This is a genomic window from Nonomuraea sp. NPDC049504, assembly GCF_040676845.1.
Lineage (GTDB): Bacteria > Actinomycetota > Actinomycetes > Streptosporangiales > Streptosporangiaceae > Nonomuraea > Nonomuraea salmonea.
On the sequence record NZ_JBFAPT010000023.1, the window covers coordinates 91,364 to 107,084 of the forward strand.

Consider the following 15,721-nt stretch of genomic DNA (forward strand, 5'->3'; position numbering starts at 1 on the left):
AAGATATCACAAGCTCACGGAAGGCCGCTTTTACCTGCCGTTTCTAGTTCGCTGTCACGGACGGTGCGGAAATGCGGTGATGACCGGATTGCCCTCTGTGCTCGCGCGTTCGTGCGCGGCGCCGCCCGGCGGCGGCATCTGCCGCCTGACCTGCGGGTCCGGCAGGATCGGCGGCATCGGGCCGGTCGGCGGGCCGTCGTCGTCGGGCTCGTCACGCCGCGACGCCGGGCGCGAGCCGCCCCTGCCGCGCCAGCGCGGAGCCGCCATCAGCACCAGCACGGCCAGCGCCAGCACGATGAAGACCGGGAACAGCAGCACCGGCACACCCTGGCGGGACATCAGCACCACGACGAAGGCGAAAAGGAACGCCCACGCGTACATGATCAGGACCGAGCGGCGCTGCGAGTGGCCGATGTCGAGCAGCCGGTGGTGCAGGTGGCCGCGGTCGGGGGCGAACGGCGACAGGCCCTGCGACGTGCGCCGCACCACCGCGGTGATCAGGTCGACCAGCGGCAGCACCAGCACGGCGGCCGGCAGCATCAGCGGCAGCAGCACCCCGAACTTGTTCATGTCCTCGATGGCCGCCGGGTCGAGCGGCGTCACGGTGACGATCGAGGAGGCCAGCACCAGGCCGATCAGCATGGCGCCGGTGTCGCCCATGAAGATCTTCGCCGGATGGAAATTGTGCGGCAGGAAGCCCACGCACGTGCCGATGAGCACGGCCGCGATGGCGGCGGTCGTCGTGATGTTGCCGACGCTCATGCTCTGGGCGAGGAAGATCGAGTAGGCCCAGGTGGCCATGGCCGCGATGCCGACGATGCCGGCCGCGAGCCCGTCGAGGCCGTCGACGAAGTTGACCGCGTTGATGGTGACGACCACGACCATGATGGTGATGATCGTGCTGAGGGTGTAGTCGAGGCTGGTCGAGCCGCCCCAGTCCTTCGGCAGCGGGATGTAGAGCAGCCGCAGGTCGTAGGCGACCAGCACGCCCGCCGCCGCGATCTGCCCGCCGAGCTTGATGAAGGCGTCCATGCCCCACCAGTCGTCGAGGAAGCCCGTCACCGTGATGAGGCCGCCGGCCACGATGAGCGCCGTGACCGCGTTGGCGTCGGACTCCGACAGCGCCGCGCCGCTGTGGGGCAATCGGCTCGCGCACAGCAGGCCCACCACCAGGCCGCCGTACATCGCCAGGCCGCCGAGCCTCGGCGTCGGCGTGGTGTGCACGTCGCGCTCGCGAACCTCGGGCATGGCGCCGATGCGGATGGCGAAGCGGCGCACCAACGGCACCAGCAGGTAGGTCACCGCCGCTGAGATGAGCGCCATGAACAGGTATTCGCGCACGACCCTAGTTTCCCGGATACACCGGCCAGCTGTGACCGGAAAACGACACAGACCAGCTTAATATCTGCTGAGATATGGGCGATGGATGGCCAGAAGGGCCGCAACTCTTTCCCTGACCTCGGCCGATGCCTCCGGCCCGCGCACCGCCCTGGCCACCAACTTTCCCACTTCCGCCAGGTCCTCCTCGCCCATCCCCTGGGTCGTCACGCACGGCGTGCCCACCCTGATGCCCGACGTCACCGCCGGAGGTTCCGGATCGTACGGGACCGCGTTGCGGTTCAGCGTGATGCCCGCCGCCGCGCACCTGCGCTCCGCCTCGGCGCCCGACACCCCCACCTCGCGCAGGTCGATGAGCGCCAGATGCGTGTCCGTGCCGCCCGACACGGGCCGCATCCCCTCCGCCGCCAGCGCCGCCGCCAGCGACCGCGCGTTCGCCACCACCCGGCGCGCGTAACCGGCGAACTCCGGCCGCATCGCCTCCCCGAACGCCACCGCCTTCGCCGCCACCACGTGCATCAGCGGGCCGCCCTGCACGAACGGGAACACCGCGCGGTCGATCCGCTTCGCCAACTCCGACGTGCACAGGATGGCGCCGCCGCGCGGTCCCCTCAGCGCCTTGTGCGTGGTGAACGTCACGACGTCCGCGTACGGCACCGCCGACGGGATCGCGCCGCCCGCCATCAGCCCGATCGGATGCGCCACGTCCGCCATCAGCCACGCACCCACCTCGTCCGCGATGCCGCGGAAGACCCCGTAGTCGATCAGCCTCGGGTACGCCGTCGCCCCGCACACGATCAGCTTCGGCCGCCGGCGCAGGGCCAGGTCGCGCACCTCGTCGTAGTCGATCAGTTCGGTGTCGCGGCGCACCCCGTACGAGACCACGTCGAACCACCGGCCGGAGAAGTTGACCTTCGAGCCGTGCGTCAGGTGACCGCCGTGCGGCAACGCCATCGCCAGCATCGTGTCGCCCGGCTGGAGCAGGGCGGCATAGGCGGCCAGGTTCGCCGACGCGCCGGAATGCGGCTGCACGTTGGCGTGATCCGCCCCGAACAACCTCCTTGCCCGCTCCACCGCCAGCCGCTCCGCCCGGTCCACGACCTCGCAGCCGCCGTAGTAGCGCCGGCCCGGGTAGCCCTCGGCGTACTTGTTGGTCAGGGTGGAGCCCAGGGCGGCCATGACGGCGGGCGAGGTGAAGTTCTCGCTGGCGATGAGCTGGATGCCGCCGCGTACCCGGTCCAGCTCGTCGAGCAGCACCTGCGCGATCTCGGGGTCACGCTCACGCAGCTGCCCGAAGTCAGGGCCGTAATAGGGCTCCGCACCCATTTCCCCACTGTACGACCGGATGTCCGTTTTTCCCATACACGATGGCTGCCCCGAAATCCGGCCTCATGACCTCACGACGGGTAGGCGTGCGGAGCGTTCGCCGTCGTCTGGACCCAGCGCGGGGTGTCGGCGGCCTCATCGCTGATCGACGTCAGGACGGCCTGCCGGTAAAGGGCCAGCCTGTTGCGCCACTCCCTGATGTCCTCCACGTACCGCTCGCCCACCGGGGCGTCCCACGTCTGCGGGCTCTTCGCCAGCGCGAACGCCTTGTCCAGCACCACCCTCAGGTCGTCGAGCTGCGGCTTGACCGTCTCCCATGCCGTGACCAGGCGTTCGTAGTCGGGATTGAAGCGCCAGGCGCGCTGCGGGTCCTCCAGCGGGCCCGTGGAGGTGATCGGGGGCGCCTCGTAACGGCCCTTCGCCCTGGGGGCCGGCGGGTCGACGTACATCACGCTCTCCTCTCCGGGGCCACCTCACCGGGCGGGCCGTCCGGCCTGATGTCCTCGGGCGCCCACTCCCCCTTGCCGTACTCGCCCGGCGGCACCTGCACGGACGGCATCTCCTGCGGACGGATGTCGCGGTGGTGCTCGATCACGGTCCCCATGGCCTCCAGGCTCGGCGGCCGCACCCCGGCCGACACGACGTCGTCACCGTCATTCGCCCACCTCCCGCTGTCGGAGCCGGGCGTCACCTCGTAGCCCGGCTCGACGTCGTACGCGATCAACACCTCGTACGCACCGGCCGCACTGACCTGCCGCTCCCCCGCCACCGCCCCAGGCGCATTACCGCCCGAGCCGTCGTGCCGCTCCCCCGCCACCGTCCCAGGCGCATTACCGCCCGAGCCGTCGTGCCGCTCCCCGGTTACCGTCCCGGGCGTGTTACCGCCCGAACCCTCGCGCCGCTCCCCGGCGATCGCCCCAGGTCCGCCACCGCCCGAGCCCTCGTGGCGCTCCCCGGCCACCGTGCCGGACCCACCGGCTCCGGGCTGGGCTTCACGGCCGGAGCTCCCGCCGTCGCCCCCGTCGCCCGGAGCGCCGTACGCCGCCTCCGCTCCGTAACTGACCTCCTGCCCTGCGCCGAACGCGTAACCGGCCTCCTGAGCCACCACGGCGCCATATCCGGCCCCTGGCGGGTTACCGCCCCCCGAGCCCTGTGACGCCCCGGCAGGACCGGCACCTTGAGCTCCACCACCGGCGCCCCGGTCAGGCGCTGTGGTCGGAGGGTCGGTGGCGGCGCCGTTGGGGGGATCGACGGACGGACTGGTCGGCGGAATCGTGACGGGCCTGCCCCGGCCATCCGCACTCTGGCCGTCGCTCCCGCCACCGGCACCTTGACCACCCGTACCGCCTTGTCCCCCGCCCCCACCGGCACCCTGACCCCCGCCACCACCCGCACCCCGATCCCCATTCCCACCGCCAACGCCACGCTCCCCGGCGCCGCCACCACCGGCCCCCTGCCCCCCTGACCCAGCACCACCCGTGCCCTGACCCCCATCGGACCGATCCCCGGCTCCCGAGCCGGCGTCGCAATCGCCACCTCCGGCGCCCTGACCCCCGGCCCCAGCACCACCGGAACCCTGGCCGCCCGCACCCCGCTCCCCAGCACCGCTTCCTTCGGAGCCCTGACCGCCGGCCCCAGCACCTCCTGCGCCCTGACCACCCACGCCGCGATCCCCGGCACCACCACTACCGGAGCCCTGGTCCCCGGCCCCAGCACCACTGGAGCCCTGGCCACCCGCGCCCCGCTCCCCTGAACCGCTCCCGCCGGCACCTTGATCCCCGGCCCCGCTACCACCTGCACCACGCTCTCCCATGTCCTGGGGTGCGTCCTTGGAGGGTGGGCAGGGTCCGTCGGGTTGGTTGCCGGCACCTGGGTCTGACGGTGTGGCGCCTGTGCCGGGTGCGTCCGGGGTGTAGCCTCCCGCGATCGTGCCTGCGCTGCCCGCTGCGGCGCCGCTCGTCGATGTGACCTGGCCGTCTGTCGTCAGGCCGCCTGAGGTCGCGTCGATCGGTGGGAGGGTCTGGGTGATGCCGGTGATCGGGGCGCCGGGGGCGATCGAGCCGGTGGGGCCGTCGGGGCGGATGTCGCGTTCGGCCCACTGGCCCTGGCCGTATTCGCCGCGCGGGACCTCCACGCCCTGCATCTCCTGGGGGGCTACGTCCCGGTGGTTCTCGATGACCGTCTTGAGGGCGTCCAGGTCCGGTGGGCGGGCCTCGGCCGAGACGACGTCGCTGCCGTCGTTCGCGTAGCCGTTGACGTTCGCGTAGCCGTTGACGTTCGCGGTGCCGGTCGCGTTGGACGAGCCAGTGCCGTTCGGTGAGCCGGTGCCGTTCGGTGAGCCGGTGCCGTTCGGTGAGCCGGTGTCGTTGGTGTTCGGCGGGAGCGTGGCGTGGTCGGCGGGGAGTTTCGGCATGTCGGCCGGTTGGACCTTGTCGGGGTTCCGCAGCATCTCCTCGATGGCTGCGGCGGACGGCGGGTCCAGAGGGACCTGCAGCACCTTCACGCCATCGACCACCACGACCTGGGGCTTGGACGCGTCCTGACCGTCGCCCACAGGCGTTCCGGCCGTCCCGTTGTCCGAGGCTCCGGTGTCCGAGGCCCCGTTGTCCGTAGCGCCGGTGTCCGTGCCTCTGGTGTCGGCGTCGTTGCCGCGGTCGCGGCGGCTGTCCAGGTCGTCGTCCTTGGGCTGGCTCACAGGCTGGTCGCCGGCTCGATCACCGGTCCTGCCGTCGCCCCCGGTCCCGTTGTCCCGACCGGTCTCGTTCCCCTGGCCGGTCCCATTGTCCCGACCGGTTCCATTGTCCCGACCGGTCCCGTTGTCCCGACCCGTCTCGTTCCCCTGGCCGGTGCCCCGGTCGCGGTTGTTCCCGTTGTCCTGGTCGGGGCGGGGGTTCTTGTCGTCGCAGTTCTGGTCGCCCACATCCGGCTTGTCGCCGGTGCCGGTCTTTCCGGATGAGTCGGGTCGCTCGTTCGCGTCAGGCCGCCCGCCGCCGGGCTTGTCACCCACGTCGGGCTTGCCGTCGGAGCCGGGGTTCCCGCCGGTGCCGGTCTTTCCGCCGGTCTCGGCGCGCCCGTTCGACCCGGCCCTGTCGTCGGAACCAGAAGGGGAGCCGGGGCTGCGGGGGTTCTCGTACCGGTCCCGATCCCCACGGGACTCCTTCGGGGTGGAGTTCGCGTCCTCGCCGGCCGAACCCGAGCCCGCCTTCGGCGGCGGATCCACCCGCTTCTCCAGGGTGGCGAGCCGCTTGTCGACGTCGCGCACCATGACGTCCACCGCGTCGGCGACCTGCACGGGACGGTGGGTGCTCTGCAGGGGCAGCCCGGCCTGCTGCATGGCGAGGCGGACGCGCTCCTCCGTCGTACGCATCTGCGCAGCCGCCCGCTTGACCTCGGCCAGCAGGTCACGGACCAGCTTGGGGTCCATGCCGTCGTACTTGCCCATGCGCCACTCCCCGACGTCTAGCCGCTCCGCGCCCACGTAACCACGACGGGAGCGGCTTGGCAGCCGGAATAAGCAGCGGGTATACGACTAGTCGTCAGTCAGTCGTCGGTCAATCGTCGGTGGCGACGTAACCGATGATGCCGCGCAGCTTCTCCACGGGGATCGCGCCGCGCCGCAGCAGCCGCGGCACGGCGGTGGTGAGGTCGAGGATGGTGGACGGGGTGTTGTCGGTGGTCTTGCCCCCGTCGAGATAGACCTCGATGGCGTCGCCGAGCTGCTCTTCGGCCTCGTCCACGGTGGTGGCGGCGGGCGCGCCGGACCGGTTGGCGCTGGAGACGGCCATGGGCCCGGTCTCCTTGAGCAGGTCGAGCGCGACGGGGTGGAGCGGCATGCGTACGGCGACCGTCCCCTTCGTGTCGCCCAGGTCCCACGACAGCGCCCTGTTGGCCTTGCAGACGAGTGTCAGCGGCCCGGGCCAGAAGGCGTCGATGAGGTCCTGCCCGTACGGCCCCAAGTCGTCCACCAGCGCGCTCGCCGCGCGTACGGTGCCCACCAGCACGGGCGGCGGCATCTCACGCCCGCGCCCCTTGGCTTCGAGCAGTTTGGTGACGGCTTCTGGTGTGAAGGCGTCGGCGCCGATGCCGTAGACCGTGTCGGTCGGCAGCACCAGGAGATCGCCACGGCGAGCGGCGGCCGCGGCCTCCATCAGCCCGATGGTCCGCTGGTCGGGGTCGGAGCAGTCGAAACGTCGTCCCACGATAGGTTGCCTCGCTCCGCTCAGCGGGTGAACGGCGCTGTCGAGGCCTCCTCCTTCCTCCAAGTACGGTCGCCACGGCCCCCGGCGGTCAGGAGCAGGTAGCGCCGCTTCGCGTGCATCCTAATCCTGGCCCAGCCTGGCCGTGACGAAGCGGTCTCGTCTGGTGAGGTCTTGGCGCAGGCGTACGTCGCGCCAGCCGTTGTCCTCGGGGAACGTGAGGTAGACGGCCCTGCCCTGCTCGTCGGCGTGCTCGACGGCCACCCACCCGCCGGGCCGCAGCAGCCGGCGCGCGGTGCGCTCGACGGCCCGCACCTCGCCGAGCCCGTCGTCGCCCGAGCCGTAAAGAGCCCGGGTGGGGTCGTAGTCGCGCACCTCGGGGTCGCGCGGGATGGCGCCGGGCGGGATGTAGGGCGGGTTGGAGATGACGAGGTCGACCTTGCCGTTGAGCTCGGGCAGCGCCTCGGCGAGGTCTTCCGGGTGCAGGTGGGTGCGCCCCTGGCCGAGCTCGGAGATGTTGCGCTTGGCCCACGTGTACGCCGCGGGGTCGACCTCGACGGCGTGCACCTCGGCCAGCGCCACCTCCTGGGCGATGGACAGCGCGATGGCGCCGGAGCCGGTGCCGAGGTCGACGACGAGCGGCGCGGTGACGTCCATCTCGCGCAGGGTCTCGATGGCCCAGCCGGCCATCACCTCGGTCTCGGGCCGCGGCACGAACACGCCGGGCCCGACGGCCAGCTCGAGGTAGCGGAAGTAGGCGTGGCCGGTGATGTGCTGCAGCGGCTCGCGGGCCTCACGCCTGGCCACGCCCTCCCAGAAGAGCGCGTCGAAGTCGGAGTCCTTGACGGTGTGCAGCTCGCTTCTGCGCACGCCGTGGACGAAGGCCGCGATCTCCTCGGCGTCGGTGCGCGGCGAAGGAACGCCTGCCTCGGCCAGCCGGGCAGTGGCGAGCGCGATCTCGTCCAGCAGAAATGTCATGAGTGTTGTGCGAGCTTCTCCGCCATCTCGGCGTCGATGAGGGCCTGGGTGACGGCGTTGAGCTCGCCGTCGAGCACCTGGTCGAGGTTATACGCCTTGAAGCCGACGCGGTGGTCGGAGATGCGGTTTTCCGGGAAGTTGTAGGTGCGGACGCGCTCGGAGCGGTCGACGGTGCGGACCTGCGACTTGCGCTCCGCCTGGGCGGCGGCCTCGGCCTCCTCCTGCGCTATGGCCAGCAGCCGGGCGCGCAGGATGCGCAGGGCCGACTCCTTGTTCTGGAGCTGGCTCTTCTCGTTCTGGCAGGAGACGACGACGCCGGTGGGCAGGTGGGTGATGCGCACCGCGGAGTCGGTGGTGTTGACGCTCTGGCCGCCGGGGCCGCTGGAGCGGTAGACGTCGATGCGCAGGTCGTTGGGGTCGATCTGGACGTCGACCTCCTCCGCCTCCGGGTAGACGAGCACGCCCGCGGCGCTGGTGTGGATGCGGCCCTGCGACTCGGTGACGGGCACCCGCTGCACGCGGTGGACGCCGCCCTCGAACTTCAGCCGCGACCACACGCCCTCGTCGCCCTTGGCCCTGATGCCGACCGTGACGTCTTTGTAGCCGCCGAGGTCGGAGGGCTGGCTGTCGATGATCTCGGTCTTCCAGCCGAGCCGCTCGGCGTAGCGGAGGTACATCCGCAGCAGGTCGCCCGCGAACAGCGCGGACTCCTCGCCGCCCTCGCCCGCCTTGATCTCCATGATGATGTCCTTGTCATCGTTGGGATCGCGCGGGATGAGCAGGTGGCGCAGCCGCTCTTCGAGCTGCGGGATGCGGGCCTCCAGCTCGGCGGCCTCGGCCGCGAACGTCTCGTCCTCGCCGGCCAGCTCCTTGGCGGCCGTGAGGTCCTCGCGGACCGACTCGAGCTCGCGGTAGGTGCCGATGACGGGCGTGAGCTGGGAGTAGCGCTTGCCGAGCGTGCGGGCCCTGTTCTGGTTTGCGTGCACGGCGGGGTCGGCGAGCTGCGACTCCAGCTCGGAATACTCCTTGAGCAACTCGTCGAGATTCACCGTGGATCCTTTGTATCGAGAAGTACGGGCCGTTCACCAACAACGCCGACCCGGCGCACGCGTGTGCGTCCGGGCCGGCGTACGTGGAGCTACTTGCCCGAGGCCTTCTTGCCGAAGCGCTTCTCGAAGCGGGCCACCCGGCCGCCGGTGTCGAGGATCTTCTGCTTGCCCGTGTAGAACGGGTGGCAGGCCGAGCACACGTCGGCGTGGATCACGCCGTTCTTCGCGGTGCTGCGGGTGGTGAACGTGTTGCCGCAGGAGCAGGTCACCTGCGTCACGTGGTAGTCAGGGTGGATGTCGCGCTTCATCGCTGTCCTTTCGGGGTGCGGCCGCCGGGTCGCCTTCACGCATGGCGTGAACCGGAACCGCAAAATGGTCAGCTACCAGTGTGCCAGATCGTGAAACCATCCCAGGCCATCGCTCATTCCTCATGAGCCCGGCACGGGAACGCGTGAGGGGTGGCGGACGACACCGCCACCCCTCACGACGCAGCCGCTAGCCGCGGTCGTTGCTCACCGTGGTCGTCTGGACCTGCATGAGGAACTCCGCGTTGGACTTGGTCTCCTTCATCTTCTCCAGGAGCAGCTCCAGCGCCTGCTGCATGTCGAGTGCGTGCAGCACCCTGCGCAGCTTCCAGACGATCTGCAGCTCCTCCTTGGCCATGAGGATCTCTTCCTTACGCGTGCTGGACGCGTCGACGTCGACCGCCGGGAAGATCCGCTTGTCGGCCAGGGACCGGTTGAGCTTGAGCTCCATGTTGCCGGTGCCCTTGAACTCTTCGAAGATGACCTCGTCCATCTTCGACCCGGTCTCGACCAGGGCCGTGGCGAGGATCGTCAGCGAGCCGCCGTTCTCGATGTTGCGGGCGGCGCCGAAGAAGCGCTTGGGCGGGTAGAGCGCCGTGGAGTCGACACCACCCGACAGGATGCGCCCGGACGCGGGGGCCGCGAGGTTGTACGCGCGGCCGAGCCGGGTGATCGAGTCGAGCAGGACGACGACGTCGTGACCCAGCTCCACCAGGCGCTTGGCCCGCTCGATGGCGAGCTCGGCGACCGTGGTGTGGTCTTCGGCGGGACGGTCGAAGGTCGAGTGGATGACCTCGCCCTTGACCGACCGCTGCATGTCGGTGACCTCTTCAGGCCGCTCGTCCACGAGCACGACCATGAGGTGGCACTCGGGGTTGTTGCGGGTGAGCGCGTTGGCGATGGCCTGCAGCACCATCGTCTTACCCGCCTTCGGCGGCGAGACGATGAGACCGCGCTGGCCCTTGCCGATCGGCGAGACGAGGTCGATGATCCGCGTGGTGAGGATGTTGGGCTCGGTCTCGAGGCGCAGGCGCTCCTGCGGGTAGAGCGGCGTCAGCTTGTTGAAGTCGGGCCTGTTGCGGGCCTGCTCCGGGTCCATGCCGTTGACGGTGTCGAGGCGGACCAGCGCGTTGAACTTCTCGCGCCGCTCACCCTCGCGCGGCTGCCGCACGGCGCCGGTGATGACGTCGCCCTTGCGCAGGCCGTTGCGGCGGATCTGGGCGAGCGAGACGTAGACGTCGTTGCTGCCGGGCAGGTAGCCGCTGGTCCTGACGAACGCGTAGTTGTCGAGGATGTCGAGGATGCCGGCGATCGGGATGAGCACGTCGTCGTCGCCGATGACGGGCTCGCCGCTGTCGAAGCGGTCGCGGCCACGGCCACGGTTGCGCTCCCTGAAGCGGCCCCTGCGGCTGCGTCCGCCGCGCTCGTCGTCGTCGCCGCCGCGCTGGTCGTTGCGCGGGTCGTTGCGCTGGTCGCCGCGCTGGTCGGAACGGCCGCCCGCGTCGGCTGCGACGCGCTCGCGCTGGTCGCCGCGACCCCCATCGCGACCGCCGTCACGACCACTGTCACGGCCGCCGTCGCGGCCGCTGTCACGACCGCCGTCACTGATGCGGTCGCCACGGTCACCGCGGTCACCACGGTCACCACGGTCACCGCGGTCGCTGTTACGGTCGCTGCCCCGCTCGCCGCGCTCGCGGCGCTCGCCACGGCTGCGGCGCTCGCGCCTGCTCTCGCCGCGCTCGGAGCGCGACTCGCCCTGTCCGGCGTCCGCGGGCTGCGACTGCTGCTCCACGACCGGCTCCGCCACGGCGGCGGCGACCGGCTCAGGCGCGGCGGCCACGGGCTCGGGCGCGGCGGCGGCGGGCTGCTGCGCGGGCTCTTCCACGGTCTTGGCGCGGGAACGTTCCCTGCGTGTACGGGTGGGTCGCTCCGCCGCGGGCGCCGCCTCTGCGGGGGCGGCCGCGGGGGCCTCGGCCACCGGCGCGGCCGTCGCTGCGCCGTCTCCGGAACCGCCACCCTGCTTCTCCTGGATGGCCGCGATGAGCTGGCTCTTCCGCATGCGCCCGGTCCCGCTGATGCCCAGCTCCGCTGCCATCTTCTGCAGCTCGGGCAGCACCTTGGCGGACAGGCCGGTGCCGGAGCGACGCGCACGCGGCTTGGCCGCTGCGCGGGTGGGGGTGTCGCCGGACGCCGGCTCAGCGCCTGATGCGTCGGAGAGGAGTTCGGTGGTGTCGCTCAACTAAAAGGTCCTTCCCAGGGGTCGGGCGCCGGATTTGTTCTTCCGGGCGTCCCGGAGGTGCTTGCGATCCGGCGGGACAGACCGGGTCGGGGTGCACTTTGCGATCTTCGGCTGTCGCTTGAGACGGCCGCCACTCTTGGGGAGGGGTTCGTCCACGCCGCCGATGGCCCTTGGCGCGTGGCTGACACCCCCCAGATTGCTGTCGCCAACCAGATGTCGAGATGATTCGAACGCGCAGATCCCCGTCGTCGCCACCTCGCGTTGCGCCAACCGGGTGTGGGCCAACCGGAGGCAACGGATTCCGGGGAGACAGCCGCGCTGCTCACGCCTCGCGACGTGAAGCATGATGCAGCGATGTATGGCTGACAAGCACGCACCCACCAAGGGGGCATCTGGTGCGGCTATCAGCCTAACATCACCAGCGCACACGGCTATTCCCTGAAGGTCTAAAGAGGCATCAGCGTGTCTCGGGGAACTGAACGTTCGCACCAACCGGGTCGACGTCCATTTGCTGGATGTGCCAGTCATTACCCACTTCTGGCGCGATCAAATCCTGCGAATCCGATGTCGAAAACGCAAGAACCGTGGGACCCGCTCCCGAAACGACCGCGGGCACGCCCACTGCACGGAGACGTTCTACCAGATCCGCACTCTGCCGCATGGCAGGCGCGCGGTATTGCTGGTGGAGCCGATCTTCTGTGGCGGCGAGCAGGAGCCCCGGCTCTGGCCGCTGGGTCAGCGCCGCGATCAGCAGCGCGGCCCGGCCGGCGTTGAAGGAGGCGTCCTCGTGGGGCACGTCCTTCGGCAGCAGCCCCCGGGCGGCCTCCGTCGACAACCGCGTCGAAGGGACGCAGACGACCGGACGGATGCGCTGGTCGGGAACTAGTTTCAGCCTATGCGGCAGCCCGGTGTGGTCGGACCACGAGACCGTCAGCCCACCGGAAAGACAGGGCGCGACGTTGTCAGGATGGCCCTCCATCTCGGTGGCCAGCGCGTAGACGTCGTCGTCGCTCAGCGCGTTCTCCCCCGAGTCCGCGAGTGCGCGCGCGGCCAGAATGCCCGCGCACACCGCGGCCGACGACGACCCGAGCCCCCGTGCGTGCGGGATGCGGTTGCGGCAGTGCAGGTGTATGCCCTCCGGCTGGGGCACGCCCATGCGGTCGTACGCCACCCGCATGGCTTTGACGACCAGATGCCCCTCGCCGGGATCGACCTCCCCCGCCCCCTCGCCCTCCACGACGACGTGGACGCCTCGCTCCCCGGTGAGCGTGGCCGTGACCTCGTCGTGGAGGCTCAGCGCGAGCCCGAGCGCGTCGTAACCCGGCCCCAGGTTGGCCGACGTCGCGGGCACGCGAATGTCAACGGTCCTCATTCGTTCACTTTTCCCTCGTCACTCCCCGTCAGGCGAGGTTGAGCGCCGCCGCGGCGGCGTGGACGTCGATGGGGATGACCACCGGCGCGGGCGCCCCCGAGATCGCCCAGTCAGGGTCCTTCAGCCCGTTGCCCGTCACCGTGCACACGATGCGCTGCCCCGGATCAACCATGCCCTGCGCGTGGGCCTGCAGCAACCCCGCTACGCTGGCGGCGGAAGCGAGCTCGACGAACACGCCCTCCTCCTGCGCCAGCAACTTGTACGCCGCCGCGATCTGCCGGTCGGTCACCGCCTGGATCACGCCGCCCGACTCGTCGCGGGCCGCGGTGGCCAGCGACCACGACGCCGGGTTGCCGATGCGGATGGCCGTGGCGATCGTGTGCGGGTGGGTGACGGGCGCGCCCTGCACGATGGGCGCCGCGCCGCTGGCCTGGAAGCCGAACATGCGCGGCCGCTTCGTCGCCACCCCGTCGGCGGCGTATTCGCCGTAGCCCATCCAGTAGGCCGAGATGTTGCCGGCGTTGCCGACGGGGATGCAGTGGATGTCGGGGGCGTCGCCGAGCGCGTCGACGATCTCGAACGCGGCGGTCTTCTGGCCCTGCAACCTGTACGGGTTGACGGAGTTGACCAGCGCGATCGGATAGTTGGACGACAGCTTGCGCGTCATCTCCAGGCAGTCGTCGAACGACCCCTCGACCTGCAGCAGCGTGGCACCGTGCACGAGCGCCTGGGCCAGCTTGCCCATCGCGATCTTCCCCCGTGGCACCAGCACGGCGCAGGTCAGCCCGGCGCGTACGGCGTAGGCGGCGGCCGAGGCGGAGGTGTTGCCCGTGGAGGCGCAGATGACCGCCTTGGCGCCCTCTTCGACGGCCTTGCTGATGGCCATCGTCATGCCGCGGTCCTTGAAGCTGCCCGTCGGGTTGGCCCCCTCGACCTTCAGGTAGACCTCGCACCCCGTGAGCGCCGAGACGCGGTGCGCGGGCACCAGCGGCGTGCCGCCTTCGAGCAGCGTGATGACGGGCGTCTTCGCGGTGACCGGAAGACGCTCGCGGTACTCCTCGATGAGGCCACGCCACGACCTGCTCATGATGACTCCCTACCTGCGCTGTTGGGCACAGAGTGTACGGGGTGCCGGGGACCGTCGCGGAGCGGCGTCCACGGGTCGGACACCCGCCGAACTCCTGCATTGGACAGGAGCACTATTCAGGAAATTCTCAGCATCTCCCGATAAGGTCTCGGCCAGGGGGTCACGACCATGAACGCGCGTCCTGCTCTGAGGCAGAACGACTATTCACCGGTGACGGCACCGCTGCTCGGCGCCTGGTCACCCGCCCTTTCCGTCAGCGTGGTGATACCCGCGCGCGGCGGGCAGGACAAGCTCGACCTGACGCTCGCGGCGCTGGCCGCGCAGACGTACCCGGAGCACCTCATGGAGGTCCTGGTCGTCGACGACGGCAGCGACCCGCCCATCCGCCTGCCCGAGATCCGGCCGTTCAACACCCGTCTCGTACGCGTGCGCGACGGCGGGGGCATCTCCAACGCGGTCAACACCGGGGCGAAGGCCGCCGACGGCGAGATCATCCAGCGGCTCGACTCCGACATGGTGGCCTGCAGGGAGCACATCGAGGCCCTGGCGCGCTGGCACCACCAGACCGACTACCTGGTCACGATCGGCATGAAGAAGTTCGTCGACGCGCCGCCCGTCACCCCCGAGCAGGTCTTCCTGGCGGGACACCTGGGAGAGCTGTTCGACCTGGAGACGGCGGTGGCCAGCTCGACGGAGGCGACGATCGCCAAGACCGACGGGCTGCGCAAGAGCCGCAATCCGTACCACGTGTGCACGGGGCCGACCTTCGCCCTTCCCAGGGAGGTCTTCCACGCCGTGGGCGGGCTCGACCCTACGGTCGCGCGTGGCGAGGACACCGAGTTCTCCTATCGGCTGGCCATGCACGGCGTGGTCTTCGTGCCCGACATGGACGCCCAGGCCGTCCACTTGGGGCTGCCCTCGCAGCATCGCGACAGGGAGCGGGCGGTGCGTGCCGTGGAGCCTTTCCTGGCCCATCGCATCCCGCTCCGCCGTGACCTGCGCAAGGACCGGGGGCGGCGGTGGCTGGTGCCGTACGTGGAGGTCGTCCTCGACGTCTCCGGCGCCTCCGAGACCGCCGTGCGGCAGGCGGTGGCGGCGGCGCTGGACGGCAAGGTGCAGGACGTCGTGGTGACGCTGGTCGGGCCGTGGTCGCGGCTGGCCGACGGGCGCCGCTACTCGCTGTCCGACCCGGACTTCGAGCTGCGGCTGCTGCGTGACCTGTTCGCGCACGACGAACGCGTCCGCCTCATCGACGAGCCCGCGTCCACGCCGGCCCCGATCCCGTTCCGCTACCGGGGGCCCGTGGATGTGCCGCTGCACCGGGCGACGCTGGAGCGGATGATCGAATCGGTGCAGAAGGACCTGACGGGCGTGCTGGTGGTGAACCTCCCGGACGGGCGGACGGCCCGCCTCGAACGCACCTCCGCGCTGGGCCGGGCCGTGCTGCTCACCGGCGCGGGCGATGACGTGGACGAGGTCATCGCGGCCACGCACGGCGTACGTCACGAGCCGCCCGACCGCTTCTGGCCCGCGCCCGCGCAGCCGGACCCGGTCACGATCCCGGCCCCGCAGGCGACCGTGCAGGTCTCATCGGACCCGCCGGACAAAACCCTCCTACGCCGCCTCAAATCAGCCCTCCGCCCCAACTAACCCACCACACCAGCTGGGGGTCCTTTGGGAAAGGAACCCCACGCCGGCTGAGGTCTTTCGGGGAGAAGGGGGAACCCACGCCGGCTGAGGTCCTTCTGAGGAGGGGGAACCCACGGCGGCTGAGGCGCCTTTAGGGAGGAGGGAAACCAGCTACGCCCGCCCCCACCCCACACGGTGATGC

Annotated in this window: 12 protein-coding genes; 1 reads left to right on the plus strand and 11 read right to left on the minus strand. The window is 70.6% G+C overall.

Features of this window, described 5'->3' with window-relative positions; genetic code table 11:
• Positions 1-54 precede the first annotated feature (54 nt).
• The 11 genes from AB0K28_RS36240 to thrC all read right to left on the minus strand — a co-directional run bounded on the left by AB0K28_RS36240 (position 55) and on the right by thrC (position 13,890).
• Positions 55-1,341: an MraY family glycosyltransferase gene (locus AB0K28_RS36240; protein ID WP_364378825.1), complete on the minus strand. Its 1,287-nt coding sequence runs from the start codon at positions 1,339-1,341 to the stop codon at positions 55-57.
• Positions 1,342-1,398: 57 nt separating this feature from the next.
• Positions 1,399-2,664 (minus strand): serine hydroxymethyltransferase, encoded by a 1,266-nt coding sequence (gene glyA, locus AB0K28_RS36245; protein ID WP_364378828.1) that lies wholly within the window; start codon positions 2,662-2,664, stop codon positions 1,399-1,401.
• Positions 2,665-2,735: 71 nt separating this feature from the next.
• Positions 2,736-3,113, minus strand: a complete 378-nt coding sequence (locus AB0K28_RS36250; protein ID WP_364378831.1) for a hypothetical protein — start codon at positions 3,111-3,113, stop codon at positions 2,736-2,738.
• Positions 3,113-6,106, minus strand: coding sequence for a hypothetical protein (locus AB0K28_RS36255; RefSeq protein ID WP_364378834.1), 2,994 nt, complete (start codon positions 6,104-6,106; stop codon positions 3,113-3,115). The genes AB0K28_RS36250 and AB0K28_RS36255 overlap by 1 nt, the downstream gene beginning before the upstream one ends.
• 109 nt (positions 6,107-6,215) lie before the next feature.
• Entirely contained in the window at positions 6,216-6,863 is a 648-nt protein-coding gene (locus tag AB0K28_RS36260) for an L-threonylcarbamoyladenylate synthase (RefSeq protein WP_364378837.1), read from the minus strand.
• 120 nt (positions 6,864-6,983) lie between these two features.
• Positions 6,984-7,838: a peptide chain release factor N(5)-glutamine methyltransferase gene (gene prmC / locus AB0K28_RS36265; RefSeq protein WP_345397538.1), complete on the minus strand. Its 855-nt coding sequence runs from the start codon at positions 7,836-7,838 to the stop codon at positions 6,984-6,986.
• Positions 7,835-8,887: a peptide chain release factor 1 gene (gene prfA / locus AB0K28_RS36270; RefSeq protein WP_345397535.1), complete on the minus strand. Its 1,053-nt coding sequence runs from the start codon at positions 8,885-8,887 to the stop codon at positions 7,835-7,837. The genes prmC and prfA overlap by 4 nt, the downstream gene beginning before the upstream one ends.
• 89 nt (positions 8,888-8,976) lie before the next feature.
• Entirely contained in the window at positions 8,977-9,195 is a 219-nt protein-coding gene (rpmE, locus tag AB0K28_RS36275) for a 50S ribosomal protein L31 (RefSeq protein ID WP_148033924.1), read from the minus strand.
• A gap of 187 nt (positions 9,196-9,382) precedes the next feature.
• Entirely contained in the window at positions 9,383-11,431 is a 2,049-nt protein-coding gene (gene rho, locus AB0K28_RS36280) for a transcription termination factor Rho (RefSeq protein WP_364378841.1), read from the minus strand.
• 457 nt (positions 11,432-11,888) lie between these two features.
• Positions 11,889-12,803: a homoserine kinase gene (gene thrB / locus AB0K28_RS36285; protein ID WP_364378844.1), complete on the minus strand. Its 915-nt coding sequence runs from the start codon at positions 12,801-12,803 to the stop codon at positions 11,889-11,891.
• 28 nt (positions 12,804-12,831) lie between these two features.
• On the minus strand, positions 12,832-13,890 hold the full coding sequence (gene thrC / locus AB0K28_RS36290; RefSeq protein WP_364378847.1) for a threonine synthase: 1,059 nt from the start codon (positions 13,888-13,890) through the stop codon (positions 12,832-12,834).
• A gap of 210 nt (positions 13,891-14,100) precedes the next feature.
• Here thrC and AB0K28_RS36295 point away from each other — a divergent pair, with 210 nt between their 5' ends.
• Positions 14,101-15,540 (plus strand): glycosyltransferase, encoded by a 1,440-nt coding sequence (locus AB0K28_RS36295; RefSeq protein WP_364378850.1) that lies wholly within the window; start codon positions 14,101-14,103, stop codon positions 15,538-15,540.
• Positions 15,541-15,721 lie beyond the last annotated feature (181 nt).